28 protein-coding genes are annotated in these 26,562 nt (G+C 41.7%); 11 read left to right on the forward strand and 17 right to left on the reverse strand.

What is annotated here, in order from left to right; genetic code table 11:
• A complete protein-coding gene (locus tag H9L23_RS12480) occupies positions 1–309 on the forward strand; it encodes a hypothetical protein (RefSeq protein WP_187595263.1) in 309 nt (102 codons plus the stop codon).
• Positions 310–375: 66 nt separating this feature from the next.
• Here the strand turns inward: H9L23_RS12480 and H9L23_RS12485 are convergent, their stop codons facing one another.
• A complete protein-coding gene (locus H9L23_RS12485; protein WP_187595264.1) occupies positions 376–741 on the reverse strand; it encodes a response regulator in 366 nt (121 codons plus the stop codon).
• Entirely contained in the window at positions 731–2,287 is a 1,557-nt protein-coding gene (locus H9L23_RS12490; protein WP_187595265.1) for an ATP-binding protein, read from the reverse strand. The genes H9L23_RS12485 and H9L23_RS12490 overlap by 11 nt, the downstream gene beginning before the upstream one ends.
• 436 nt (positions 2,288–2,723) lie before the next feature.
• Between H9L23_RS12490 and H9L23_RS12495 the strand changes: the two genes are divergently transcribed.
• Positions 2,724–2,876 (forward strand): lmo0937 family membrane protein, encoded by a 153-nt coding sequence (locus H9L23_RS12495; protein ID WP_187595266.1) that lies wholly within the window; start codon positions 2,724–2,726, stop codon positions 2,874–2,876.
• 87 nt (positions 2,877–2,963) lie between these two features.
• Here H9L23_RS12495 and H9L23_RS12500 read toward each other — a convergent pair whose 3' ends face one another.
• The 3 genes from H9L23_RS12500 to H9L23_RS12510 form a co-directional block, all read right to left on the reverse strand.
• On the reverse strand, positions 2,964–3,152 hold the full coding sequence (locus tag H9L23_RS12500) for a DUF3891 family protein (protein WP_187595267.1): 189 nt from the start codon (positions 3,150–3,152) through the stop codon (positions 2,964–2,966).
• A 58-nt stretch (positions 3,153–3,210) separates the two neighbouring features.
• Positions 3,211–4,740 carry a DEAD/DEAH box helicase gene (locus H9L23_RS12505; protein WP_187595268.1) on the reverse strand — a complete coding sequence of 510 codons (1,530 nt, stop codon included), beginning with the start codon at positions 4,738–4,740 and terminating at the stop codon, positions 3,211–3,213.
• Between the two features lie 213 nt (positions 4,741–4,953).
• Entirely contained in the window at positions 4,954–5,340 is a 387-nt protein-coding gene (locus H9L23_RS12510) for a hypothetical protein (RefSeq protein ID WP_187595269.1), read from the reverse strand.
• 397 nt (positions 5,341–5,737) lie between these two features.
• Between H9L23_RS12510 and H9L23_RS12515 the strand changes: the two genes are divergently transcribed.
• On the forward strand, positions 5,738–6,004 hold the full coding sequence (locus H9L23_RS12515; RefSeq protein WP_187595270.1) for a hypothetical protein: 267 nt from the start codon (positions 5,738–5,740) through the stop codon (positions 6,002–6,004).
• A gap of 450 nt (positions 6,005–6,454) precedes the next feature.
• On the opposite strand, the gene H9L23_RS12520 is transcribed toward H9L23_RS12515, so the two are convergent.
• Genes H9L23_RS12520 through H9L23_RS12530 form a run of 3 tightly spaced genes read right to left on the reverse strand, consistent with a single transcriptional unit; the run spans position 6,455 to position 9,116 of the window.
• Positions 6,455–7,369 carry a helix-turn-helix domain-containing protein gene (locus H9L23_RS12520; protein ID WP_187595271.1) on the reverse strand — a complete coding sequence of 305 codons (915 nt, stop codon included), beginning with the start codon at positions 7,367–7,369 and terminating at the stop codon, positions 6,455–6,457.
• Positions 7,370–7,388: 19 nt separating this feature from the next.
• Positions 7,389–8,126: an SDR family oxidoreductase gene (locus H9L23_RS12525; RefSeq protein WP_187595272.1), complete on the reverse strand. Its 738-nt coding sequence runs from the start codon at positions 8,124–8,126 to the stop codon at positions 7,389–7,391.
• Between the two features lie 12 nt (positions 8,127–8,138).
• Complete coding sequence (locus tag H9L23_RS12530) at positions 8,139–9,116, reverse strand: aldo/keto reductase (RefSeq protein ID WP_187595273.1); 978 nt, start codon at positions 9,114–9,116, stop codon at positions 8,139–8,141.
• Between the two features lie 301 nt (positions 9,117–9,417).
• On the opposite strand from H9L23_RS12530, the gene H9L23_RS12535 reads away from it, so the two are divergent.
• On the forward strand, positions 9,418–9,729 hold the full coding sequence (locus tag H9L23_RS12535) for a hypothetical protein (RefSeq protein ID WP_187595274.1): 312 nt from the start codon (positions 9,418–9,420) through the stop codon (positions 9,727–9,729).
• A gap of 254 nt (positions 9,730–9,983) precedes the next feature.
• On the opposite strand, the gene H9L23_RS12540 is transcribed toward H9L23_RS12535, so the two are convergent.
• Positions 9,984–10,199, reverse strand: a complete 216-nt coding sequence (locus H9L23_RS12540; protein ID WP_187595275.1) for a hypothetical protein — start codon at positions 10,197–10,199, stop codon at positions 9,984–9,986.
• A 142-nt stretch (positions 10,200–10,341) separates the two neighbouring features.
• Positions 10,342–11,175 (reverse strand): LCP family protein, encoded by an 834-nt coding sequence (locus H9L23_RS12545; protein ID WP_187595276.1) that lies wholly within the window; start codon positions 11,173–11,175, stop codon positions 10,342–10,344.
• A 286-nt stretch (positions 11,176–11,461) separates the two neighbouring features.
• Here H9L23_RS12545 and H9L23_RS12550 point away from each other — a divergent pair, with 286 nt between their 5' ends.
• From H9L23_RS12550 to H9L23_RS12565, 4 genes are all read left to right on the forward strand, one after another.
• Positions 11,462–12,379, forward strand: coding sequence for a glycosyltransferase family 2 protein (locus tag H9L23_RS12550; protein WP_187595277.1), 918 nt, complete (start codon positions 11,462–11,464; stop codon positions 12,377–12,379).
• A 147-nt stretch (positions 12,380–12,526) separates the two neighbouring features.
• Positions 12,527–13,699, forward strand: a complete 1,173-nt coding sequence (locus tag H9L23_RS12555) for a glycosyltransferase family 2 protein (protein WP_187595278.1) — start codon at positions 12,527–12,529, stop codon at positions 13,697–13,699.
• Between the two features lie 130 nt (positions 13,700–13,829).
• Complete coding sequence (locus H9L23_RS12560) at positions 13,830–15,191, forward strand: UDP-glucose dehydrogenase family protein (protein ID WP_187595279.1); 1,362 nt, start codon at positions 13,830–13,832, stop codon at positions 15,189–15,191.
• A gap of 3 nt (positions 15,192–15,194) precedes the next feature.
• On the forward strand, positions 15,195–16,088 hold the full coding sequence (locus H9L23_RS12565) for a glycosyltransferase family 8 protein (RefSeq protein WP_187595280.1): 894 nt from the start codon (positions 15,195–15,197) through the stop codon (positions 16,086–16,088).
• On the opposite strand, the gene H9L23_RS12570 is transcribed toward H9L23_RS12565, so the two are convergent.
• Positions 16,089–16,598, reverse strand: coding sequence for a serine acetyltransferase (locus tag H9L23_RS12570; RefSeq protein ID WP_187595281.1), 510 nt, complete (start codon positions 16,596–16,598; stop codon positions 16,089–16,091).
• 261 nt (positions 16,599–16,859) lie between these two features.
• Between H9L23_RS12570 and H9L23_RS12575 the strand changes: the two genes are divergently transcribed.
• The 3 genes from H9L23_RS12575 to H9L23_RS12585 are packed head-to-tail and all read left to right on the forward strand — an operon-like array spanning position 16,860 to position 19,904.
• Complete coding sequence (locus H9L23_RS12575) at positions 16,860–18,212, forward strand: lipopolysaccharide biosynthesis protein (protein WP_187595282.1); 1,353 nt, start codon at positions 16,860–16,862, stop codon at positions 18,210–18,212.
• A 40-nt stretch (positions 18,213–18,252) separates the two neighbouring features.
• A complete protein-coding gene (locus H9L23_RS12580; protein WP_187595283.1) occupies positions 18,253–19,107 on the forward strand; it encodes a glycosyltransferase family 2 protein in 855 nt (284 codons plus the stop codon).
• A gap of 17 nt (positions 19,108–19,124) precedes the next feature.
• Positions 19,125–19,904 carry a glycosyltransferase gene (locus H9L23_RS12585; protein WP_187595284.1) on the forward strand — a complete coding sequence of 260 codons (780 nt, stop codon included), beginning with the start codon at positions 19,125–19,127 and terminating at the stop codon, positions 19,902–19,904.
• A 40-nt stretch (positions 19,905–19,944) separates the two neighbouring features.
• Here H9L23_RS12585 and H9L23_RS12590 read toward each other — a convergent pair whose 3' ends face one another.
• The 6 genes from H9L23_RS12590 to H9L23_RS12610 all read right to left on the reverse strand — a co-directional run bounded on the left by H9L23_RS12590 (position 19,945) and on the right by H9L23_RS12610 (position 26,551).
• A complete protein-coding gene (locus H9L23_RS12590; protein ID WP_187595285.1) occupies positions 19,945–21,153 on the reverse strand; it encodes a glycosyltransferase in 1,209 nt (402 codons plus the stop codon).
• A gap of 17 nt (positions 21,154–21,170) precedes the next feature.
• Entirely contained in the window at positions 21,171–21,329 is a 159-nt protein-coding gene (locus tag H9L23_RS26635) for a hypothetical protein (protein WP_246474933.1), read from the reverse strand.
• A complete protein-coding gene (locus H9L23_RS12595) occupies positions 21,326–22,324 on the reverse strand; it encodes a glycosyltransferase (protein ID WP_246474934.1) in 999 nt (332 codons plus the stop codon). Before H9L23_RS12595 ends, H9L23_RS26635 begins: the two co-directional genes overlap by 4 nt.
• A gap of 106 nt (positions 22,325–22,430) precedes the next feature.
• Positions 22,431–23,642 (reverse strand): O-antigen ligase family protein, encoded by a 1,212-nt coding sequence (locus H9L23_RS12600; protein WP_187595286.1) that lies wholly within the window; start codon positions 23,640–23,642, stop codon positions 22,431–22,433.
• A gap of 78 nt (positions 23,643–23,720) precedes the next feature.
• Positions 23,721–25,859 (reverse strand): GumC family protein, encoded by a 2,139-nt coding sequence (locus tag H9L23_RS12605; protein WP_187595287.1) that lies wholly within the window; start codon positions 25,857–25,859, stop codon positions 23,721–23,723.
• 8 nt (positions 25,860–25,867) lie between these two features.
• Positions 25,868–26,551 (reverse strand): TolC family protein, encoded by a 684-nt coding sequence (locus H9L23_RS12610; RefSeq protein WP_246474935.1) that lies wholly within the window; start codon positions 26,549–26,551, stop codon positions 25,868–25,870.
• Positions 26,552–26,562 lie beyond the last annotated feature (11 nt).

A 26,562-nucleotide genomic window follows, 5' to 3' on the forward strand; every position in this document is an offset into this window, starting at 1 on the left:
ATGGATACCCGTTTTATAATTAACATCAGTTTACAAGGGTCAGAGGGACATATCACCTATGGCAGATTTTGCCTGGGCAACGATCGGTCTTCAGCAGATGAAATCTTTCAGCGCCTGAAGGGAAGCACGAAAGAGGTTGCCGGGTGCTACCTAAAAATAGAACTGTTGGAAGAAATAATGGGCCTTCCCGTTCCTTCTGGCCTCATCAGTTGCACTCTGGACGAGTTGAAAGAAAATATTGCCATCATCTCCAAAGAAGTCTTTCGTATTGCCAACCTTGAAAATAAAGATATAGGTCCATTGATCTAACCGGACAGGCAACAGGCTGAGGCATCCCTCCCTCTGGATGAATTCGCAATACCAAGCGCCGGCGCTTTACCCGATATGAACGCTGATCATTCCCATCAGCTCATCAAAATCGAATGGTTTTGCAATAAAACCCGTTGCACCGGCATCGCTGGCAATTTGCCTGCCTTCGCGGCTCGCAGAGATGATGATTACCAGAAGATCTTTGGTGGAAGGACTCTTACGCAGGTTCTTGAGTACCTGGTCGCCGGAAAGCACAGGCATCCAAAGGTCCAGGATCACAAGATCGGGAACTTCTTTCTCCACTATAGATTTCACGTTCAGGCTGTTCTGCTCGGGTATAATGATATATGGACTATCTTCAAAAACCATTTCCAGCATATCCAGTATCCCCTCATCATCATCACAGATCAGTATTTTTTTGTTATTCTCCATCTTCCTCCTTCGCTTTTACCGGTAAGGTAAAACTAAAAGTAGCACCCTTTCCCTTTTCACTTTCCACCCAGATTGTCCCTTTATGGTTCTTGATGATTTGTTCGCAAATATAAAGTCCTATCCCCATGCCTGGAAAGCGCTGCTGGATATCCCCTGCCCTGTAAAACCGCTGAAAAACCCTCTTCTGGTCTTCGGGACTAATGCCCATTCCATGATCGGTAACCGAAAGTTTGATAAAATCACTGACCCTCGCAATATGCACTTCAACCTGCTGTGCATCTGGTGAATATTTTATAGCATTGGAGAGCAGGTTGTTGATCACCTGAATAATATGCGATTCATCTCCTACAACTGAAATACCGGATGATCCCTCCAATAAAATACGGTGATTGTTGGCAGCCGCCTGAATGGGCTCGATCGTTTCCCTTACCATTCTATCAAAATCGAACGGCATCTTGTGCAGCTCAATATTTCCGGTCTGGATTCTGGAAACATCCAAAAGCTCCGCTATGAGCGAGTTCAGCCGGTCCAGATAACGTGATGTTTTGGATAGGTAGGTACGCAGTTTTTCATCCGTAGCCCCGTTTACCATTCGCTCCATAGCCTGAACATAGCCCTTAACAGTAGTGAGTGGGGTTTTCAGCTCATGACTGGCAATGGAAAGAAAATCGTCCTTTCTCCGCTCAATTTCCCTTCTATCAGTAATATCCTCTATTGCCAGTAAAATCTGGTCCTTAAACTGCCCCTCCAGCTCCACACGGTGGGCATTCAACAGCATAAGTTTTTTGCCGATGTGCGGAAAATCATGCTCCACTTCAAAGTCCTCTACCGGGTTGTTTGTTGGAAGAATATTGATCAGGAGTTCTTTAAGCTTTGGGATATCCCATTGATGGTTCCCAAGTTCGTAAAGCATAGTGCCTACTGTTTCCTCACTGCTTACCTTAAAGGTTTTCAGAAAATGATCATTGGCACTCACCACCCGAAATTCCGGATCCAGCACAAGAAGGCTTTCCCTCACCGTTTGGATGATACTGGAAAGGAAGACTTCGCTTTCTTTGAGACTCCTGGTACGATCGGCTATCTGCTTTTCCATAATCCCCTGTTGCTGGCGCAAATCCTGTTCAACCTTTTTCCTTGCACTAACATCATTCTGCACGCCAACAAAGTGGGTAACATGCCCTTCCTTATCATGAATGGGAGATATAGTGAGTTCATTATAAAACAGTTCTCCATTCTTTTTGTAATTCCTGATCTCGACCACGCAGGCCTCCCCGTTTTTTACTGCTTCTCGAATCAATGCACGCTCGTGCTGAGAGCGGTCTTCCCGCTGAAGAAACCGGCAATTATGGCCTATTATCTCTGTACGGGTATAGCCACTGATCTTTATGAATGCAGCATTGCAATAAATGATGGGATTGTCAGGCTGGCGGTTATCGGTAATGATGATGCCCGAAATTGATGCGTCCAGTGCCTGGCTCATCAATCCCTGACCAATGTCATTATCTGAAAATACAGAACCACGTTCTTCAGGTTCATTTGATATCATAGACGCTTTACATTTAGTTTCAAAACCTGCGGCAGGGATAAAATCACAGACGCTGTTTATTGCCCAGGAAATTTTCCGCTGAGCTCATTTTGTTAGGATATAAACTAAAAAAGGGCTCAGTTGGTTTTTAAAAACAAACAAATTCACTTACCTGCCATCAGGTTGATATCGCCTATACATTGTAGGCGGGGCTTCGATGGTCAAGTTTAGGGCCATCAGGACAGCAATGTTCTTGTAACCTATCACAGGCGGGACAACCTGACCGGTAAGGTGTCAAGCATAGAAGCGAAACAGACTTTCTTCATTGACGGAACCGCCAGGCCCCTTCCGGCTGATGGCAGTTTTTGGAGTCCATGGGGTGGTTAAAAGTCTTATGCAAATCTTTAAAACTAATAAGAATAAATCCTGTTGTGTATAAAACTTAAATTTTAAAAACATGGGAAACTTACTTTATTTAGTTGCAGTTGTGCTTGTCATTATATGGGCAATCAGTTTTTTTGGCGGATATTACACTGGCGGGATCATCCACGCCCTGCTGGTAATCGCAGTAATTGCCATAATACTCCGTTTGATAAGGGGAGCAGCTTAAAATTAATTTGCGACCGGTTCCAAATGGCTGCCGCATCGAACCAACGAAAAGCAGGATAACCGCGGACAAAAAATGTCCGCGGTCTCCTTACCCTTTGGGTGAACAAAGTGTAAATTCGTTAAACACCTCATCATGCCCGGTGGTGGCAATAAGGGTTTCTACCCATCGGTAAGGCTGCCCGGAAATTTTCCATCTTGCACAGATCTGTATGGCCAGAAGCCCATGGCCGCGTTGGGTGATGATTTCCCAACCGCTATTGCAATAGTTAACAATCACAATCTTTCCTCTCTCCTAAATTCCACGGTATATAAATATTGGTTATCCTATACTTATATTATACTGCTGCACGCATTGCGGCCCGACCCGACATTATTTTTTCGATCAGGCCGCGCAAACGGCCCCGATAGTCGCTCCCCAGCCACTTCATATAATTTTTGGTCACCGTACCCAGGCATTTGCCATATTGTTTGATCCTCCAGTCGATCTCTTTATCGAGTTCCCGGGATAATTCGAGAGCCATACTTACCGTGTCCGCATTATCGGCACACATGAGTGCATGTTGCCTAATGGAACTTCGCAGCACCGTTCTTGCTTTTTCTCCTTTCTCCATAGCCGTTTGATAAGCTGCAAGCACATCAAAGAAAATACCCACACTGTTGGGAAACCTGGTTCTCATTTCTGCAGGCATCTGATGGATATCATCACTGCTTTTCGCAAGGATATGGTGATAAATTTCAGGGTTTTCAAATATATGTTGCCAGTCTATTGGCGCATCCCATTCTCCAAACCTTTCTGCATTGTTGCCCAGGTCTAAAATGCTGAATGTTTTTTTACCGGGCAAACGCCTTGCTCCCCTGCCGATCATCTGGTGGTAAAGCGTAACCGAGGTTGTTGCACGGTTAAGGATAACCGATTGTACCGATGGTTCATCAAAACCGGTCGTTAGAATGGAAACCGAGGTAAGTATGGCTCCTTTTGTTTTTTTAAACCACTTTAATATCTCAATTCTTTCCGCACTGTCTGTCTGGTTATCCAGATGCCGGATGGGATAACCAGCCTCCTGGAAAACTTCCAATACTTTTCGGGAGGTAAATATCCCGTTATTGAAAATCAATGTCTTTTTCCCCAGAGAATGTTCCCTATAGGCATGAACCAGAAGATCGAGCATCACTTTGGATGAGTAAAGCTCATCAGAACTGCTCACTGTAAAATCGCCATGGATGCCCCTGTTTAAGGTATTAAGTTCCACTTCATAACCAAAACTCTTTGGTTTTGCTAAAAAACCATGTTCGATCAGCGAGCTTACCGGCTCTCCAAGCACCAGCTCATCATAGAAGTTTTTCATGGGTCTGGATACATCTGCCGAAAAGGGGGTTGCCGTTACACCGATTACGCCGGCACCGGGAAATTTCTTTAGCAGTTTATGAAAAGAATTGTGATGGGCTTCATCCACAATCACAAGACCCACTCCTTTGGTATCGATAAGGCCATCATCGATCCTGTGCTTAAGGGTTTCGACCATTGCCACATAACAGTGATAACAATCTTTTTTAGGAATTCTTTTAACCGTACTGCCCACAACTTTATTAATAACGCCTGTATTTTTAAGCGCCAGCGAAGTCTGCCGGCACAGCTCCTGCCTATGGGTAAGAACGATGACCTTCTTTCCATATTTTTTGATAAAGCGGTCAGCAATTTCGGAAAAAATAACTGTTTTACCGCCACCTGTAGGTAACTGATAGAGAATACGCAGTTGGTCAGTCCCACTTTGCATTTTTTCAAAGAGGGTTTCAATAGCAAGCTGCTGATAGGGATATAATTTTTTCGCTGGACTTTGCGCAGCCGAAGGGGATGAAATCTGCATGGTATTAAAACCATGGACACAAGCTGAAAGTTTTGAAACAAAGCGGGATCATAAAAATCTTTGCGTGTATAAATTACAGCCGGATCACAGCAGCAACGAAATTGTAAAGCTATGATTCCCTAAAAGATTGCCTGTTACCGCAGTTTTCTAAAACTATCCGTCAAAAAAAGACTATTGAACAAGAAATTCAGCTAAAATAGCTTGGGCAATAAACTATGGCATTGCCCTAACTGCTTTGTCGAAGGAGAATACAAGATGCTTTTGGTCTATTTTTGATAAAGGAATTTCATGTGTATCTTTTCCCTCACCTGTGGTAAAATAAACTTCAGAAGTTGCTGTCTCACCTTTGCTAAGCCCATCTTCAAACAGGGCGATTCCGAATAAGGTGGTGTCTGCTGTGGAAGAAGCAGTTATACTTACTGTCCCCAGATCGTAACTGCCATTATTTTTCAAGGTGACCGTTCCGTTTTTATAGGAATAAGACAGTCCTCTCACCGTCGCAAGATAAGTTTTGTTTTTGCTGGTAACGGGCTTATAGATTTGCGCCTGTACCGAATACGCGATAAAAAATAATAAGAAAGCTATCCCGATCTTTTTCATGTGTTTTTTTTATAAAAATAATCCAAAAGAAAATTATTTCAAAGTATAGCAGGTATCATTAATCTTAGCTACGCTTATTACTGTTGATTTTAAGCATTTTCTTATTCTCCAGGTTCCTGATTGTGGCTGAGGCATTGTTTTTAAAGCTGGCAGTATCCGAACTTAATTTTACTATCAGATCACTCAAACCATTGATATGGACATTTTTGGGAATGACTTTAGTGAAGAATTAGGAAAGACCTGGCAAAGATTGCTAAGCCCAAAGATGCTTACCCTATCATGTAAGAAGTGACCTATCGGAAAAGTTAAAATGAAGAATCTACAGGCTAAAAAGGACTTTGGAGTAATCTGAATTTCATATACTAGCATAGCCCTCCTGGATTAATTTTAAATAATCATGTTTATCAGATATGATGAGAGAAAAGAAGCTGGCTCCGGTCAAATACTTATCGGCATTAATGTCTCAAAAGCCACTTTCAATTATTGTGTAAAATCCGGCAGCAGAAAGGTGATAAACGGCAAGGCAGCCAAAAACAACGAATCGATCAAAGATTTTTTTTTAGGTATAAAAGAAATCCCGGTCTTCAAAACCAGATTTGCCGTCTTTGGAATGGAAAACACTGGCATCTGTGGAAACTACTCATCGGTACCCTATCAAAACTGAGAGCCAAAATTGTATTGGAACCTGCCCTACTCATCAAAAACTCCTTAGGTCTCATCAGGAAAAAAAACGATAAACTGGACGCTACGCGGATAGCACGGTACCTTGTCAAAAACCTCACAGGGCTCAAACTATGGGTGCCGCGCCGCAAAATCATCGACCAGCTCAGCAGTATTTCAACCCTAATGGAAAGAATGGTCAAGGTCATGACGATTATGCAAACGCTATTGGATGAGGTTAATGGCTTTATCGACCACGCGGTATCCGAGGAAAATCTTATGCTCTGCTGCCCTTTGCTATCAAAGGTTGTCCAGCCCTTATCGGACGAAAATTGATGGATAAAATATCTTATATTGAATCTTCAATGAATGTTTGATAAGAGCAATCCCGCAGCCACATTATTAAGCTGATGTTGGGAGAAAATGGCCTTTGTTCATACGCTTTCGGCCGTCTTTAATTAAACGAATGTCTGAATTCCAAAGGCGAAACATTTGTCTTGGTTTTGAAAAGCTTGCTAAACGATTGTGAATGCTCAAAGCCCAGTTCATAAGCAATTTCCGAAACGGAAAGATTTGTAGTTGATAATTTTTCTTTGGCTTTTTCTATGATCACGTTCTGAATATACTGTTGCGTGTTTAACCCTGTCAATGAACTCAACATGTCACTCAGATAGCGCTGCGATAGCTTTAATTCTGTACTGATATATTTTACGGATGGTAAGCCGTTTTTCAGAGTATTCTCTTCTTCGAAATAGTCGTCTAAAAGTTTGTCCAAAGATGTTATGATATCGTGATTAATTGCTTTTCTTGTAATGAATTGCCTGTTGTAAAAACGATTACTGTAATTCAGTAACAATTCTAGCTGTGACACCAAAACATCCTGACTGAAATGGTCAATATTGCTGCTTAATTCATTCGCTATTGTAGCAAATAAATTGGCTATAATTTCTTTTTCCTTTGCTGATAAAAACAAGGCTTCTGAAACATCATAAGAAAAAAAGCCATATTGATTTATTGTTTTTCCCAATGGATAAGTCCGGATAAAATCCGGATGAAAATACAAAGCAATTCCTTCGTAGCTTTCTGTTTCTTTGGGCGAAAAAACGATTTGTTTTGGCTTCAAAAACGCTAATCCACCTTCTTCAAAATCGTAGTAACCCTGTCCGTATTTTATGTGTCCTGTGAATGTTGGTTTAAAGGAAATTTTGTAAAAATCAAGGCTTATTTTTTGTCCTTTTGGAAACGTTTCAATCGGAACATGATTATAATCAACTAGTGTAATCAACGGGTGGGGCGGCGCAGGAAGCCTCAATACCCGAGCAAGTTGCGATATACTTTTAATGTGATTGATGTTGGATTGTTGTTGCATTTTTCGTCTACGAATTTAATCAATTTTGTTTTGACGGGCGAATAACAACATCTCCAATTTCAACATCCACAGGTTGACTTATTGCATAAATTACAGCATTGGCAATGGCTATGGGATCTATAGCTATCTGTTCCACTCCCTGTTGAACAGCTGTTTTCATTTCCTGGTTTTTGATATTATTCGCAAAATCTGTTCTCACAAATCCCGGCGAGATACCTGTAATGCGTATATTTCCATCTGACTCCTGACGGAACGCTTCTGCAATAGTGCGGATGGCATTTTTAGTTCCCGCATAAACGCCCTGCATCGGGACAATTTTTATTCCTGAAGTTGAGATGATATTGACAATATGTCCCGCCTGTTGTTGTTTGAAAACAGGAATCGCGGCCGCCATCCCATACAGAACTCCTTTGAGGTTAATATCGATCATTTCTTCCCAACTGTCAATATCCAACTCATCAATCCGGGCTAATTGGCTGACACCTGCATTGTTTACAATGACATCTAATTTTCCGTACTGCTCAACTGCAGTATTGACCAACCTGACCAGATCAGCTTTATGCTTTACATCAATTTGAGCACAGGTGGCTTCACCATCTGTGCTTTTAATTTCGTCAATTATTTGCAGTAACTGTTCTGTACGCCTTGCACCTAAGACAACCTTTGCACCATTTTTTGCTAATTCTATTGCAATGGCTTTACCCATTCCGCTGCTTGCGCCTGTAATAGCGACTACTTTTCCTTTAATATTTTGCATTGCTGTTAGTCTTTATTTGTCTATCTGTTTTTCTAAAAATTCAGGATATCGGTCGCCTACAAGTGTAATCCCACTTACTGTGGTGTCAATTTTTGCAAGTTCATCAGCGGTCAACATAACATTTGTACTGCCAATGTTTTCCTCTAAACGATGCAATTTCGTAGTGCCAGGGATTGGCGCTATCCAGGGCCTCTGAGCTAAAAGCCAGGCCAATGCCAATTGTCCGGTCGTCACATTTTTTTGTTGGGCAATCTCAGAAAGTGCATCAACCAAAACCATATTAGCCTTTATATTTTCTTCAGTGAAGCGGGGAATAATATTTCTGCGGTCGATATCTTCCAGTTTTTTGTTGATGATGCCTGTGAGGAAGCCTTTGCCTAAAGGACTGAAGGGAACAAAACCAATTCCTAATTCTTCTAATGTAGGTATGATTTCTTCTTCAGGATCTCGCCAGAACAGAGAATATTCGCTTTGTAATGCTGATACAGGTTGAACTGAATGTGCTTTTCGGATCGTTTTGGCACTTGCTTCCGATAGACCGAAATATTTTACCTTGCCCTCCTTTATCAGGTCTTTTACTGTTCCCGCAACATCTTCTATCGGAACATTAGGGTCAACTCTATGCTGATAAAGCAGATCGATGTAATCTGTTTTTAATCTTTTCAAAGATGCTTCGGTTACTGCTCTGATCGTTTCAGGTCTGCTGTCCAGACCTACTGCCGGTCTGGCATCTTTACAACCAAATTTTGTAGCGATCACTACATCTTTTCTGTAAGGCTGTAATGCCTCACCAACGATTTCTTCGTTGGTATAAGGTCCGTAAGCTTCCGCAGTATCAAAAAATGTAATACCTCTTTCAACTGCATTGCAAAGTAACTTGATGGACTCTTTGTTATTAAGACCTTTGCCATCCAGAAAGTTTAAACCCATACAGCCAAAGCCTAATGCGGAAACCTCCAATCCACTATTTCCTAATTTTCTTTTTTGCATACCCTTTTTTTATCTCTAAGACTAAATAAACTTCAAGTACAAAACTCCTGATTGTCGTTCTATAAAAAGTAGCTTAATTGGTATTTATTGTAGTCAGATTTCCAAACGTCTTAACGGATGGCAAAACCTACAGAAAATAATTTTTGACGCACTCACCCTCTAATATAGTCGATCATACACTTCCCTAGACACTATATTAGTTTCGATCTTTGTATAAAGGTCAATTTAGTTGAGCGAATCTTTGAACAAAAAAATCAATAAAAAAGAATATCTATAAATATCATTATCAACTTATCATCCAATGAAAAATAATATCAATCCGGCATTACAAGCGTTAAAGCAATTTATTGGCACATGGGAAATGGAAATATCAAATGCATCTTTTTTCGCCACGCTTAAGCCCAGGGGGATATTGGTGAGCTACGCAATTCTATGCGCTAAATATGAGCAGTTCTGTGGTGATGTTGTTTTTGGCGCTAATCGCAAACCTGTCGGGGCTCAACTATTGGCCAAACGTGAGGAAAGCTGTTTTACAGCATTTGGACTGGCAAGGGAACCGAAAAATTCCGAACCGAGATACGGGAAGATTTCGCTAAAATTATCAGACTGTTGAATAAAGGGGTCCTGAAACCCGAAATTGTTCTGGAATCCATTAATCTTGAAGATGGAGCCCCACAGCCGCTAAAATACTAGGTATCCAGTTAACAGATGCCGAGGGCAAGGCCAGAACCGAATTCATTAAATAAATAATCTTTTTGTCAGTTGAAAAAAAATCATAATTCAAGTAATTACGATTGCTTTTGTTAGCAAAACCAGCATTTCTCGACAGAACCCATCATGAAATCAAACTTACAAAACCAGTCCAAATTAAACAGTTTCATTATAAGCAGATTTTCCAGGGTCGTACGAGTTCAGGTCAAATTTGCCTGCAACAATGTAGTCTAACAGAATAATTTTATAGGCCTGCTCGAATGAAGGGGTAATAAAACGCCATATATTCTGGCCACATCCAAATCCATAAGCAAACATAGGACATGTACCATTCCCCTTGGCAATCAAAATGTTTCTTTTGACTACGTCCATTGAAATTTCTTTTAAAAACAAGTACCAACGACTCCTCCCAACTGCTCTTTAGATTCAGCAATTTCCAAAATAATCCGTCCTGAGCCTCCGGCAGATGCCCAAAGACGACGGCGAGATTACACAGTGTATTTTACACTATCCTTTATTTTATCATATCATTTAGGTAAAAGGATGCCCGCTTGAAATCCCTGATTTTCAAAACAAGGCCAACACCGTTAATCCGCTCATTTGTATACAGATTTCCTTTTGGAAACACCTGTGACCTGGGCAGCCTTTGCTTATTTAAAAAAGAACTAAAGGTTTTGATGTAATCTTTCAGATTAATATCGGTATCAATCATAGACCATAAATCTGATATATTTTTTAAGGCGACCGATTTATTTTTCACGGCATAACTAATTACCGCTTTGGTCACATTTTTTTGCCTTTCAACCCTGGCATGGTCATCGTAACAGGTTCCGGCAACCCTTACACGGGCATAGGCTAGGGCCTGATCACCGGTCATTTTAATTGTTCCCGTTCGGCTAAGGGGTAAAAGCGGCACCCCTTTAAGGTACGATTGTTCGCCAATATAACTATTCACGTAATGATGTATACCTTTATCTATAGTCAATGTTATTCCTCCGAAAGAGTCGATTACCCGCGCGGTATTGTTAAAATCGGTGACGATGGACGACGCCAGCCTGGTTTTGAAATTTGCATTGATGGTAGAAATCAATAATTTCCTCCCACCCAGGCGATAAGCGGCATTGAGTTTCTGATTGCCATAGCCTTTAATGTAAACATAGGTATCACGCAGAATAGAAGTTAATTTTACTTCTTTGTTCTTTACGGTGATAACCATGATCAGATCTGCATTGCCTCTCTTATTTTCATCCCGTGAATCGGAGCCGATAAGCAATATCTGCTGCGCATAAAGCGAATTTGCAAATGCAACCAGCAGGAATATCATTACGAATCTAATTTGGTTTCTCATTTATTCATGTATAATTTATAACGATCTGGTTAATAATTAAGCCTTTAGTGTTACATCACAAAACTACCATGAACATTGAAGCTACCATATAGCCTTTTTTCGCCATTTATAAATCATGCCAGCACTGTGCCGCTCATGAGGACAGATAATCTGTCTTTATGAATTGATTTAACCGATATTATGGCGTGGCACTGGTCTATCTTTAACTATCCCCTAATTGATTAGCCAAAAAAATCACCCAAAAAGGCTATAGTCCGATAAGTAAGCATTAGCTAGGTTTGTCGAAATGGCATTAACCTCAATCATTACCGTTAACTATAATCAGCCCAGGGTTACTCTAGACCTATTGAGTTCTATCAAAAAGCACTGCTCAACAGATGAAATAGAGGTGATCCTGATCGATAATGCGAGTGAGGAGGATCATGAAACCCGGTTTAAAACGCATTATCCTGAATTGAAATATATCCGCTCGGATGTGAACCTAGGATTTGCAGGCGGAAATAATCTGGGCCTAAACCATGCTACCGGAGAATATATTCTGATGATCAATAATGATACGGAACTTATCCCAGGTTTTATAAAACAGCTTATCGCAGAAATGGCTGCCCACCCAGAAATTGGGATCCTCTCCCCTTTAATACTTTATCATGATGATCCGGATATTATCCAATACGCTGGTTATACGCCAATAAACCTGATCACTGGAAGAAATAAAACCATTGGATTGGGAGATCTAAATAAAGGTCAGTACGCAAATTCCAGTCATCAAACCTCTTTCTGTCATGGCGCCGCAATGATGTGCAGAAAAACAGATATCGACCGAATCGGTATGATGCCAGAACAATATTTTCTATATTATGAAGAATTAGACTGGTGCGAAATGTTTAAACGTGCAGGCAAAAAAATCTGGTTTAGCGGAAAAACACATATTCTCCATAAAGAATCGATGAGTGTAGGAAAGGAAAGCCCGACTAAAACCTACTTCATTGCACGCAACCGATTGTTGTTTATGCGGCGGAATACCAATTGGATCAATGTAATGCTATTTAGCACCTATTACCTCCTGCTGGCAGTTCCAAAACAATTGATTGGCTACCTCGTAAAAGGAAGATCCGATCTTGTTCCTTATGTAATAAAGGCGTTGCTATGGAACTCTTTCCATTCAAAAAACCATATCGGAAGCCGTACCAAATTAACATTGTAAGAGATAGTTTGCCTCAAATAACATTTTACATAATGGTATTAAAGGACTATTGAGGCGCAATTTTACTAAACCTAACTTCGTTCCGATCGGAAACAGGTAGCATTTTGTCCTACTTAATTGTTTCCGGCTTAATCCATACCTGATATAATGATCATTTTTTTCTGGGCCTGCCTTTTTATCATAACCTATACCTTTGTAGGTTATGGCCTGTTGCTTTTCATACTCATTAAAATTAAACGGTCGTTTTCCAGACCTAAAAGTTTTATTTCCGGGGCACCTTTACCAACGGTTACCTTACTGGTAGCTGCCTGGAATGAAGAGGTAACGATAATAGATAAAATAAAAAATACACTGCAGTTAGATTATCCCAAGGAACGGCTGCAGATTATATTCGTGACAGACGGATCTACAGACCGCACGCCAGAGCTCATTCATCCTTATCAGGAGATCGTGCTGATGCATAACAGCGACCGTGGCGGCAAAATGGCGGCAATTAAAAGGGCAATGCCGCAGGTAAAGGGAGAGGTTATTGTATTTTCTGATGCCAATACCTTTTTAAACCGGGAGGCCCTGCTGGAGCTGGTAAAACACTATCAGGATACAAAAGTGGGTGCTGTTGCTGGTGAAAAGCGGATTTTGGTGAATCAGCATGCTGATGCCAGTTCGGCAGGAGAAGGTTTTTACTGGAAATACGAATCGAGACTTAAAAAATGGGATTATGAACTGTACTCTAATGTTGGTGCTGCAGGAGAACTCTTCAGCATTAGAGCTTCCTTATATGAACCCATCGAATCGGACACGATTATTGATGACCACATGATTGCGATGAGGATTGCCGAAAAAGGTTACCTGATTGCTTATGAACCCGCGGCTTATGCCAGCGAAACTGCATCAGAAAATACCGCTGAAGAACTGAAAAGAAAGATCAGGATTGCTGCTGGTGGAATTCAGTCGATCCTCAGGCTAAAAATTGCCGCCAACCCCTTTCACTATCCCATATTAACCTTTCAGTACCTTTCGCACCGGGTATTGAGGTGGACCATCACTCCTTTCTTACTCATACTGGCCTTGCTGGCAAATATCTGGATTGTATTCCAGCATGGTCATCAATTTTATACGCTCCTCCTGATGGCACAAGGTATCTTTTACACCTTAGCCCTGCTAGGGCTTTTAATGGAACGAAAAAACATCAGGATCAAAACCCTTTTTATCCCCTATTATTTCTGCATGATGAACTATGCGGTAGCGGCGGGCATCTTGAGGTACATCAATCAAAACCAGAGTGCGGCATGGGAACGCTCCAAACGGAAAATGGCCTAACGAATGTTGATCGAACAGCATTTTTTGGTAGTAAAGGGCTATTTCTTAAAAGCCAGTTGAAGCCTATTTTCGTCACTGCTGGGAACAGCCATTTCAATTAAAAATTAAACGCTATTAACCATAAAGAAACATGAAAATTGCAGTTATAGGCACCGGTTACGTAGGATTGGTGACAGGAACCTGCCTGGCAGAAACAGGAAATGATGTGATCTGTGTAGACATCAACATCCAAAAGATAGAAAAGATGCAACAGGGTGAACTGCCCATCTATGAACCTGGGCTCGAACTGCTTTTCCACCGAAATATCCTTCAGAAACGCATTCAGTTTACCACCGATCTCTCAGCTGCAGTACATCATGCCGAAATTATATTTATGGCGCTACCTACTCCTCCAGGCGCGGATGGGGCTGCTGATCTTTCCTATATCCTTGGTGCGGCAAAAGATATTGCGCTGCTCATCACCGGTTATAAGGTTATTGTAAACAAATCGACCGTTCCGGTAGGAACAGCAGATAAGGTTAAGGCGGTTTTTGAAAGTATTACTACCGTTGACGTTGATGTGATTTCCAATCCCGAATTTTTAAGGGAGGGTGTTGCCGTAGAAGATTTTATGAAACCCGACCGTGTGGTAATTGGTACCACCAGCGAGCGGGCAAAAAAAATCATGTCAGCGCTTTATGCACCATATGTACGTCAGGGAAATCCGGTTATTTTTATGGACGAACGCTCTGCAGAACTGACCAAATATGCTGCAAACTCATTTTTGGCCACCAAAATTACCTTTATGAATGAGATTGCCAACCTATGTGAACTGGTTGGCGCCGATGTAGATGCGATACGCAGGGGCATTGGTACTGATGAACGGATAGGCAAACGCTTTTTGTTCCCCGGTATTGGTTACGGCGGATCGTGTTTTCCAAAAGATGTGCAGGCATTAGTAAAATCAGCCGATGAACATGCATACAACTTCGAGATCCTGAAGTCGGTGATTACAATCAATGAAAAACAAAAAGTAATCCTGGCAGATAAACTCCTGAACTTTTACAAAAATGATATTTCGGGAAAACATTTCGCCCTCTGGGGACTTTCTTTCAAACCTGAAACAGACGACATTAGGGAAGCTCCGGCACTTTATCTGATCGAAACCCTCCTTAAAAAAGGGGCGAGCATCAGTGTTTTCGATCCGGAGGGACAGGAAAATGTAAGGGCTATATTTAACGACCGGATCTCTTATGCTGAAAATCAATACGCTGTGCTCGAAGGTGCAGATGCCTTGCTAATTGCAACTGAGTGGTCGCTGTTCAGGAACCCTGATTTTGAGAAAATGGAAGACCTGCTGAAGGAAAAAGTAATTTTTGATGGCAGAAATCTTTTTGAACTGGAGAAAATGGCCGAGCTCGGTTATTATTATAACAGTATAGGAAGAAAGTTAATTTCCAAGGTTCAAACCCCTCACCAGTCTTTTGCCATAACCAAACAAGAACATTCATAACCCATGATAAATCAACCCGAAGGTATAACCATTGTAACCATTTGCGACAACCAGTTTGTCGTATTGATGGCCGCGATGTTAAGATCCTTAGAAGAAAATCACCATTCAGGAGAAGAAATAAACCTGTATATCGTCTCTGATCATATCAGCGAGAAAAACAGGCTTAAAGTAATCTCCAGCCTTTCTACAACTAAACTTACCCTGCATTGGATCCCCATAGAAGAAGCTTTGCCAAAGCAGTTTAAGCTGCCGAGAGATAAGTCTTCCTTTCCCGCCAATGTTTATATGCGCCTGTGCATCCCATATTTTATTCCACAGGAAGCTACAAAGGCCATTTACCTGGATGTAGATATGATTGTGTTGAATGATATTTCAAAGTTGTGGCATACCGATATAGGCGAATACGATTTGGGTGCAGTTCCAGATCTTTCGGGAGTAGTGAGTTCTCCCTGGGGGGGCATCAATAATTATAGGGAACTTGGCCTTAATCCGAACAGCAAATACCTTAATGCGGGCATGATGCTGCTTAAACCACAGCGCTGGCGTGAACGCAACATTACCGCCCGGGCTTTTGCCTGTGCAGCCGAAAATGCCGAACACCTTAATTTTGCAGAGCAGTATACACTTAATGTTGTTTTCAATGAAGACTGGTTTGAGCTTGACCCTTTATGGAACTGGTTTGCAAAAAACCACACGCCTACCCCATACCTGATCCATTTTACCGGCATGAAACCAATATATAAGGGTTATTCCGGTCAGGAACAATTTAAAACCCAGTTTTTCCATTACCTGAACCAAACTAAATGGGCAAACTTCGGCACCCGAAGTGATGCGGTAAGTAAGTTAAAAAAGATCTATAACAAAATAGAAAAAAAGCTCGTTCTGGCTTTCAGGTAATTAAATACTGCGGAGAATCCTTGCCGGGTTCCCCGCAGCTATCACACCTGCAGGAATGGATTTTACCACTACCGAGCCTGCGCCAATGGTTACCCCTTTCCCGATAACAATATCGCCGATAATCACGGTATTACAGCCGATGTCTACAGCATCACCAATTACTGGTGCTTTGATGATCCCTGATGCGCTAAAATCCTGTTTTATCCCAATCGTTGTACACTGGCGTACCGAGCAGTTCTCACCTATCACCGTATCGGGGTGGATCACCACGCCACTTGCATGCCACAGCTGGAAGCCGCTCCCTATTGAAGTTTTCCAGTTCAGTTCCACACACATAAACCATTCGATAAACACCCTGTAAAACAACAGGTACCAAAAAAAGAGAATTTTGGTCAGCTTACTTTTAACGATGAGCTGTGCAATCCTAAAAAGCACCACGATATATTTGCCCTTTGTAGGATTGGCCAGATTGGCATTCCAGTCCTGAAGGATATATTTTCTTATCCCCATATTAAAAGAACCGGAACCCGATTGCCGGCATTGATATTTTTATTCGTGTATTCATATTAAATGATCCCGGGGGTGCGCCGCTAGGCATCAACCAATTGTTTACCGGAAACTATCCAAAATTAACACCTTAAACCGACGCTTGCATTAGTAGTTAAGGGCTATTTACATAGCCCCTTTGGATGAGTAGTTTTGATCAGGTTAAAATATAATTCCAATATACCCTGGACTACCAGATAAGCAAGAAAAATACTGTTTTATTGAATGAAATTCATTTCTAAATTAAAAAATATACACTTCCTGTCTTTAATGGGTACAGGGGGAATGTCGCTGCTCACCTTCCTTTTTACAGCCATTCTCTACCGGTCGTTATCCATTAAAGAAATTGGCATCTGGTTTTTTTTTCAGGCGCTGCTTTCCTTTCTTGATACATTCAGACAAGGCTTTCTGACCACGGCATTTGTAAAGTTTTATGCAGGCGCAAGTGAACAGAAAGGCCAGGAAGTAATTGGTTCTACCTGGTATATCGCGGCGCTCATTACCCTGTTTTTATTGGCAATTAATATTCCTCTAGTCTTTTTCAGCCATTTCAGTACCGATGAGAGTCTGGCCTTTTTTATTAAATACTACGCCATAAACCTGCTCTGCTCCCTACCCATGGTAGTAGCCATGTGTATTGCACAAGGTGGGCTCAGGTTTGATACACTTTTATACATCAGGATGTCGCAGGTACTTTTGCTGATCACTCTTTTGGTTACGCTTAATATCTTACACCTAAATTCGCTGCAGAACCTGATGATGGCGAACATTGCCGCTACCCTATTAACCAGTCTTCTAACACTGTTTATGGGCTGGTCTGGCATCAGTTACTTTTTCAGGAAGCAAAAAGAATGCATCAGGGAGATTTTCGATTTTGGAAAATATACTGTTGGAACATCGATCAGCAGCAGTCTTTTTGGCGTAACCGATACGTTTGTGATCAACTTCATGCTTGGCCCATCATCACTCGCCATTTACAACCTCGGTAAACGACTAATGGAAGTGGTTGAAATACCGCTGCGCAGTTTTGTGGCTACGGCTATGCCTTCGCTTTCAAAAGCTTATAACAGTGGCAACAAAAAAGAAGTCATCGAAATTATGAAAAAATACATCGGAACAATCACCATCTGTTTGTTCCCTGTACTCGTGGTGGCCTACATTGCCGCAGGTCTGGCCATGAGTATCATTGGTGGCGGGCAGTATAACAATACGCCAGCGGGCGATACTGCGATTAACATCTTCAGGATTTTCACCACCTTTGCATTGCTCTACCCTGCAGATCGCTTTATGAGCGTTGCACTTGATGCCATTCACAGGCCACAGATCAATTTCATGAAAGTAATCGTGATGCTGGTGGTCAACCTTTCGACCGATTTTCTTGGCGTGTACCTGCTGGGAAATGTTTATGGCATTGTGATCGGAACATTTTTCCCGACCATTACAGCAATAGGGATTTCCTACTACTATATCAATAAAGACTTTAAAAAGTTCTCCCTTGTAAACAGTTACCTCAGCGGTTACCGCGAACTGGCCAGATTTGTAACCATGGGACTTAAGCAGGCAAAAAATTTACGCTGATTAATATTTAGCTCAAATAAACAAGATAACAAGGCATACGATGTACAATATTTTCAATTCACCCAACTGGATCAAAAAATATGATCTTTCCTTTACGAAAACAGCTGATGTACCAGAAGGCGTTTTTACGGAAATCAATCAAAAACTTGATGTATTGCAAACCGGGAAGCCACTGGTGAGCATTGTAATTGCCGCCTGGAATGAAGAAGTTAATATTATTCGTAACATCGCCAGCTTAGCTGACCTTGCGACCAAAGTTCCACTCGAAATTATCGTGGTAAACAATAACTCTACCGACGCAACGCAGCAAACGCTGGATAAATTGAATATTAAAAGTTATTTCCAGAAAATTCAGGGTTGTGGACCAGCCAGGCAGATGGGAATGGAAAATGCCAGGGGAAAATATATTTTGCTCGCTGATGCAGACTGTATTTACCCGCAGCACTGGCTGGATGATATGTTAGCTGTTTTGAGCAGCCCGGACACTGTTTGTGTTTATGGCCGTTATTCTTTTATTCCCGAACCGGGTTTCCCCAGATGGAAACTGGCCATGCTCGAAAAAATGAAGGATGCAATTGCTGCCTTAAGGCATGTGAAGCGACCATACCTAAATGCCTTTGGCATAAGCATGGGTTATATCCGCGAATATGGAATGAAAGTTGGTTATGTGATGGTTAATGTGAGAGGAGAAGACGGCCGGTTGTGCTTTGATCTGATGCAGTTTGGAAAAGTACGACAACTTAAACGGAACCGTTCCCGGGCCTGGACCGCACCACGCACCTTGCAGCGCGATGGTAGCTTTGGACAGGCTTTATTATCAAGGATTTCTATAGAATCTAAAAAACTGCTATCCCTCTTAACCCCGCACAAGCCGCACGATACTAAAAAAATTTAAAGATTTATTTTACCAACATGTACACTTTTTTCCAGGTTTCCCTGCTCATTACACACTACAACAGAAGCACATCATTAAGCAATCTGCTGCATAAACTAAAAGCGCTAAAATGCAGCTTTGGCGAAATTGTGGTTTCCGACGATGGAAGCAAGGATGAACACCTTGCTAATCTCAGGTCGCTACAAGAAACTTTTGACTTTAAACTCATTACCACTCCGGTAAACCGGGGATTGGGCCACAATATTAACAAAGGTCAGGATGCAGTTACCAAACCTTATACCCTGTATATTCAGGAGGATTTTGAACCTTCAAATGAATTTCCCCACCAGTTTTTGCAGGGACTGAATCACCTGAAAACGAAAGAAGAACTGGATATCATCAGGTTCTACGCCTATGCACCATACGCGTACCTAAAACCTTATGACGCACATTTTTCGCAGATGTACCATCCCACCTTTGGAACAGATTACAGCAAAATATATCTTTATTCAGACCATCCGCACCTTAGAAGATCAACTTTTTTCGAAAAGTTTGGCAGGTATCCCGAAGGTTTAAAAGGAGATCTGACCGAATACAGAATGTGTATCTCCTTTTTGCAGAACAAGGCGCAGGGTTTGTTTTATAACGATTTTAGCAGGCTGCTTATTCAAAAAAACTCAGCTCAGGAACCCAGCACCATGACAAGAGCGAGCTGGCGCGAAGGCAAAGGGATATTCATTAAACTGATCAGGGATACCTACAGACAGCTGAAGTATAATTTTGATATTGTTACGCAGCCACCATTGCGTAAGCTTTGATGCCCATACATGATGCATTAAAAGCCTGGCTTTTGTTTGATCAGGATGCTGAACGTTTTTTTTTAATCACCAGGGCCAGGGCATCGTAAATCTCCTGAACGGATTTTTCCCAGCTATGTGAGCGCGCAAAAGCAACTCTGCGACCTGCTTTCTCTGCCGTATTACTACCAAGCAGATTTTCAATTCCTGCAATATATCCCTCCACACCCTCTGCCAGGGAAACATGTTCCTTAAACGCCTCCATTGAAGGAGTAGCAGTGGCAATGGTGGGTTTGCCCATCACCAGGTATTCGTCAATTTTCCGGGGATAGTTCCCTATGGTAAGGTCGTTCACTAACTGAGGGTTGAAGCATATATCAAATCCATTAATGTGCATAGGCAGTTCGTCGGTAGGTCTGGCGCCCATAAAATGAACATTGGCAAGCTTATGGAGCTCGCTGGACATAAAATCCGCATCTTCAGGGCCTACCAATACGATATTCCATTCAGGTCTTTGTTTGGCTATTCCTGCAATGAGGCTTATATCCAGCCTTGCTGAGGTTAGTACTCCAACATAACCGATTACCTTAGCTGAAAATTTTGGCGGCAAAACTGGTGCCGGATGTCGTAAAAAATGGTCGAAAAGGCTAAAATCACATCCTTGCCCCACATAGGCTGAGTTGGGATTGTATTTCCGGCAATAAGCAGCCAGATATTCTGAATTTGCGACACAAAGATCATGCTTCACTATTAAAAGTGGTTCTAAGGCCAGCCCATGTTTACGGTAGTAAGCAGTGGCAATCATATTATCGCGCGAATAATAAATGGAAGCTGCCGGCTCCAAGAGTTCGGTGAGATAAAAACTCCTGAACATATCACCATCATTGAACAATATTGCATCTTTAAAACCCAGATTTTCGATCACAGATTGTACAGAACGGTAAAAGCGTTTGTTGTTCAACCGGTTAATGGTCTTAAAAATAAATCCCCTTGGCAGCCAGTTCACCGATTCGATCAGGCAATCCGGATAGAGCGTAAAAAGCCCGGGACTGATTTCTTCCAAACCACTTTGCCTGCCGCGAATAACCGAAATGCGTTTCTGCACTTTTTTGTCATGTGCATGCCTGATTTTACTAATCCGGTCAAGCGGCGGGTTAATATAGAGCACCCGGTTCTGTTTAGAAAATTCGAGTGCAATATTTTTGCAGTTACTACCGATCTCCGTATCCCAGGGCTGCTGCCCCACAATGATGATGTTCTGGTTTTTCAAATCCGTTTCTGATTAGGTTATTTGATGATATGTCTGGTGGCTACCGAACGTTTATTGGCATGCCTGATACGCATGAGCGAGCGAACCTGAACATATATAAATGAAGGGATACCCACCAGTGCCAAATAGATATTTCTATTGGCCCTTCCATGTCTTAATGCTACAAAAAAGCTCATTCCAAAAGCCAAAAAAGCGAAGATCCACAACCATAGGCCAATCCCCCAAAAATGAGGTTGATTATAAAACAGAGTATAGATAGCAGTATAAAAAGGAAAAGTGGTGGGCGCAAAAGAATTGTACCGAACAGGAACTGGTTCCAGCTGAGGTTGGTAAAGCCCCTGGCGATAATTGAAAAGCCAAGGCTAAAATATTTAAACCAGGTATTGATCCAGCGTGACCGCTGATTTTCCAGCTGTGTGCGGTTGGCTGTTTTTTCATCATAAACTACCGCAGCTGGTGCATAGGCAATCCGGAGATTCCGAGATACTATTTTCGCCTGTAACACTTTATCGAAACCAGCTCCCTGAAGGTCGTGATTGATAAAAGATTCAACATAAAGAGCTGTTTTAAAAGCCATGCCCGATCCGGCTAGTGTAGCAGAAGAGCCTAAAGCAAACATTACTTTCCCGTCAAAGAAATGATAATAAAGATCCCTTGCGGCATCAAGAGATGCAATGGTGGTTTCTAAAGACTTTGATCTGCGTTGGCCCTGAACGGCATGAAAACCATTGTCGAAATAAACATTAAGTTCTTTTAAATAGCGGCGGTCTACCAGGTTATCACTATCAATGATCGTCAACAGTTCATGAGGACGTTTAAAGTTAGAAATGGCATAGAGATGCGAACGGGTATTGCTGGCCAGTACCTTTTCAGGACGAAGCAGCACCACACGTTCATCTGCAAAATGAAGGTTAGAAATATCACAATTATCGCATACTAGGTAAATGAGGTAATTGGAATATTCCATTTTCAGCAGCGAGCCTACTACGGCAGGTAAAAGATCAGTCTGTTCATAAGCAGTTACAATTACGGCATAATCATATTCATCCGCCCTTATTTTAACAAAGGTTCGCCTGCCTGCCAATAGATACCCCGCATAAAGAAATATCGGAAAAACGAGGTTGTAACCGATCAGAACCTGAAACAACAGCCATAAAATATTTACAATCATATTCTTTCTTTACAGTTTTTTGGATAAATAAATACGTTTGGCCTTCGAAAAGCCTATTAAAAAGCAGATAATTCCGGGAATGATAAAATATTCGAAAGGCATATAGTTAAGTTAAAATTTCTTTACCGGGGATTAACAATGGCGACTTGTAGATAAATACCCAGGAAAGATAAACTACAATTGAGCTTGGAATCAGGTTCATTACCTCATTGCCATAACTACAGAATAAAATACCAGCACAACCAGCAGTAAGGGCGATCATTTTCACTTTTAATACCTTATCTTCTATCTGCCATACCATGCCGCAGCAGCTTCCAAGGATGTACATCATCACACTAAACCACATGGTGAGCCCCACAACGCCGTACATCATCCATATTTTCACAAAATAACTGTCTGGCTCCACCCTCGAAAGATACTTGTCACCATTATAGAGTTTACCATAATAGCCGGTAACCCCAGGCCCGTTGCCGAATGGATAATCGTGCATATAAAGGGCAAGGTTCCGCTGATTGGAAAGTCTGAGATTCAGTGAAGGATCTTCCGGGTTCATGGCTGTCCGTAAGCGATAAATCTGATAATTACTATCTCCGATTGTGGTAAATTTCAATACGCCGAGCAGTGCAATAACCAAAAAACCTCCGCAAAGGAGTGCTTTGTAATTTTTGCCCAGTGCAATAGCCACAAAACCACCAATAACAATAGCGAACAGTGCACCGCGTGTGCCCGAAATAAGCATACCGTATATATTGATTGCACCACACAAAAGAAGCAGTATCCTCTTCCAGGTTTTAATTGGTGCAAGCGAAAGAATAATCGCCATTAAGCCAATGTGGGCCTGAGATGCACCAAACTGTCCTGCATCACTGTAAAATGAAAAAACGCGGAGGTGTCCCCATAAAAGATGGGTGCTGGCATTCTCCAGTAAAAATTTACGTTCATTGTCGCTTGGCCCGAGGTAAAGCTGTTTAATACCGTTTAATGATGCAAGTGTTGAGCATACCATGACGAGAATAAGAAACAGATCAAGGTCTCTGCGCGTCCTGAAAATCACCAGTCCCAGAAGTACCGCTACAAAAGGATATATGGCTGTACTGCGGATTTCATTGATCCAGCCCAAACTGCTCGCACCCGGATTAAAACCCTCAAAGAGACTAACCAGTAACCACAATAACAGTGTATAAAATAAACTTACATTAAGCCCGTTCCAATCTTCTTTTGGCGTGGTGGCAAGCGCGGTGATCAGGATCAGCACAAAAGAAATATCGATAATCAGACCGTAAGGCAGACCACCAATTTCACGGGATACCAAAAACAAAAAAAAGCAGTACGCAATAAGAAAAAAATATAAGAACCGCTTCATTAGTATCGTAAACCGTTTTTGTGCAAGGGTGTATTATTTAACATCATTTACCTTGTTGAAAACCCAACCCATAAAACCAGGTTGTTCCCGGATGTAACGCATCAAGGGACGGTCGGCCTCATTTACCTTAGCCCCATATTCGAAAAGCGCAATATTCTGTTCTGTAAACAATAACCATTCTTTCGAAATGTTAACTTCCCTTAAACTGTTCACATCAATAATAACGAAATCGAATTCTTTTTTGAGCACTTCGAAACCATCTCTTAAATTGCTTACATTCTGAATTTCGAGCAATGAATTGCGTTCAACACTTTTATTCATCACCGTAATCAGATCTTCGGTATGGAATTCCTTTTTGATCAGAAAATTCTGGAAACTCAGATTTGCAATCAGGCCCTTTTCACTAGAACTAGCCTGAATCTGCTCATCAGCAATCAGCAACACTTTTTTACCAGTTAAGGCGAAAGCATAGGCAAGGCTATGGCTTAAAAAAGTTTTTCCTGCTCCACTGGCCAAACTCGTAATGCCCAGGATTTTACTTTCGCTTTTTTCCATCTGCGAAGCAATTTCGAACCTTAACGACCTGATCTGTTCCCTGAATACCAGGTATTTTCCCCCAGCTGATTTATCGCCCCAAATATTCCTGGCTATACGTTCCGTACCTGCGATCTCATTTACATTGCCGATAACCACACTTTCGGTAACGGCCTCCAAACTCTGCTGGTTACGGATAGATGAATCGACCACCACCAATAGAAATACAAATCCTAAACAAAGGGCAAAAGTACCTGTACCTGCTCCGGCAATGTATAATGCTTTTTTGGTGGGTTTTGGATTTCCGGGTAAACCCACCTGCTCTATTTCCAGGTTCAGGCCTAATTTCTGATCTGTTTTTGCGGTGTTAAACCGGTCGAGTGCCAGCATATAGTCTTTTGTTGCAAGTTCTGCATCACGTTGGTAATTCTGTATATCCGCATCAAAGGGCACCATGCTTTTGTAACGTTCCCTTAAAATGCGGAGCTGACCATCAAGCGTTCTGATGCTACTCCTGGCCTGTTGCAAAGAAACTTCCAAACCTACCTTTTGCTGAACAAGATCCTGCTTCGAAACCCGTGTATCAATCACATTCTCATCTACATTGGCTGCACTTTTAATATTGACCAGCCTGTTCAGTGAATCAATTTTTTTCTGCATGGCAGGTTTAAATCCGCCATCAATATAGAGGTTATTGGCCACCTGCAACTGCCTTTTGAGTTCCACAATCTCACGGTTGTTGGCCTTGCTGCTTCCATTAACGTACCGGTCGCTGCCCTGGAGTTTGCTTTCGATGGTAGCCACTCCGCCTGCATTCGACTGGATAACCCGCATGGCCTCAGCACGCTGGGCCTCATATTGCGAAATCTGATTATAAACCGTTGCCGATTGTTCATCCAGGTTCAAAACGCCTTTGGTACGCTTAAAATCAGACAGCAGTTTATTTTTGGCATCCATCGTATTTTTCTTGCTCAGCAGCATAGAGTCTAGGATTTTCGCCGACGAGTTTTGATTTAAAGAGACATCATTGCTGTAGCTGCTGATAAACTCAGTTGATAGTGTATTCACCGTGAAGGCTGATAATGCGGGATTCTCCGAAGTAAAGCTTACCAGGAGCAGATCACTGTTTGCAGCGTGTGATACTTCCAAACCATCCCGCATCTTTTCCTCACCATAGCCCATATCCTCCGCAATACTAAATAGTTTTACGGCACCCTTGTCATCATCAAGGGTCAATAGCGCGTTAGCTGCAAGTTTTCGTTCAAAAAGCGATGATATTTTTTTTAGCTCCGTGCTGCTTTTTGAAGATAAAGATTCGGGAAGGTGTTTAAATGCGTTTTTTTGATCGCCAAGATCATGGATAATAAGCTTATAGGTAAGCAGATTAACCATTCTTTTCATGGTAAATTTTTCGACCAGATTGGCGAACTGCTGGTTCACAGCAAAAAAATCGACGGTTTCATTGCTGATCACCTTTTTAGAGGGATCAAGCAAACCAGTCGAAATCTGTGTTACAGATTCGTATTTTTTGGGAAGATTTTTCACCAGTAAAAAAGAGATCAAAATGGCCAATACAGGCAATAATATGATCAGCCATTTGAGCCTGGAGACACGGAGCAAAAACAATTTCAAATCCATTACCATATCTATTTTCCTGCAGGGATTTCCTGCCCTATAATTTCTTCCAATAAATCTTTTGCTTTAAGGAAATTCCCTTCGGCTTCTACTTTTAGTGTTTCGGCACTCGATTGCGTAACCCTCGATTGGTTGAATACCTCAAGGGAAGTCTCGCTGCGCTCAAATTTTCTTCTTAAACTTTCTGCCACACCTTTACTGTCGGATGCACTTTGGGTAAGCACTTTTAAACGCGCTTTTTCCTGCAGATAGTTATAATATCTTTTTTTAACCTCAACCACCAGCTGCGTATCAAAGTCTAATGCTTCCAGTTGCGCCACCTTATAGTTTGCTTTTGCCTTTTTTAAGATAAAGGGCTTTTGAAGCAGGGCCCCAAGATTGATGTTAACACCGAACTGGAAACCATTGATGTTGTAGGGATTTACCGGATCGATTACCGTATTACCCTGCGGACGGTAGAAATAGGATGCATTGAAAATATCCAGATAAGATACTTTCGCCATTGACACATCATTTTTCATCGACTCTGTAGAGACTCCCTGGATTTTTCGCTTTACATAATTCTGCTTTGCCAATGCGATATACTGCTCAATATCTGCTTTGTTTACCTGACCAAGGATTGACTCTTGCGCTGATAGTTTTGTACCGCCCAGTGCGAATAATAAAAGGGCTATAAGTGAAATGTTTTTCATCATGATTTTTATAT

It is taken from the genome of Pedobacter roseus (assembly GCF_014395225.1).
GTDB lineage: Bacteria > Bacteroidota > Bacteroidia > Sphingobacteriales > Sphingobacteriaceae > Pedobacter > Pedobacter roseus.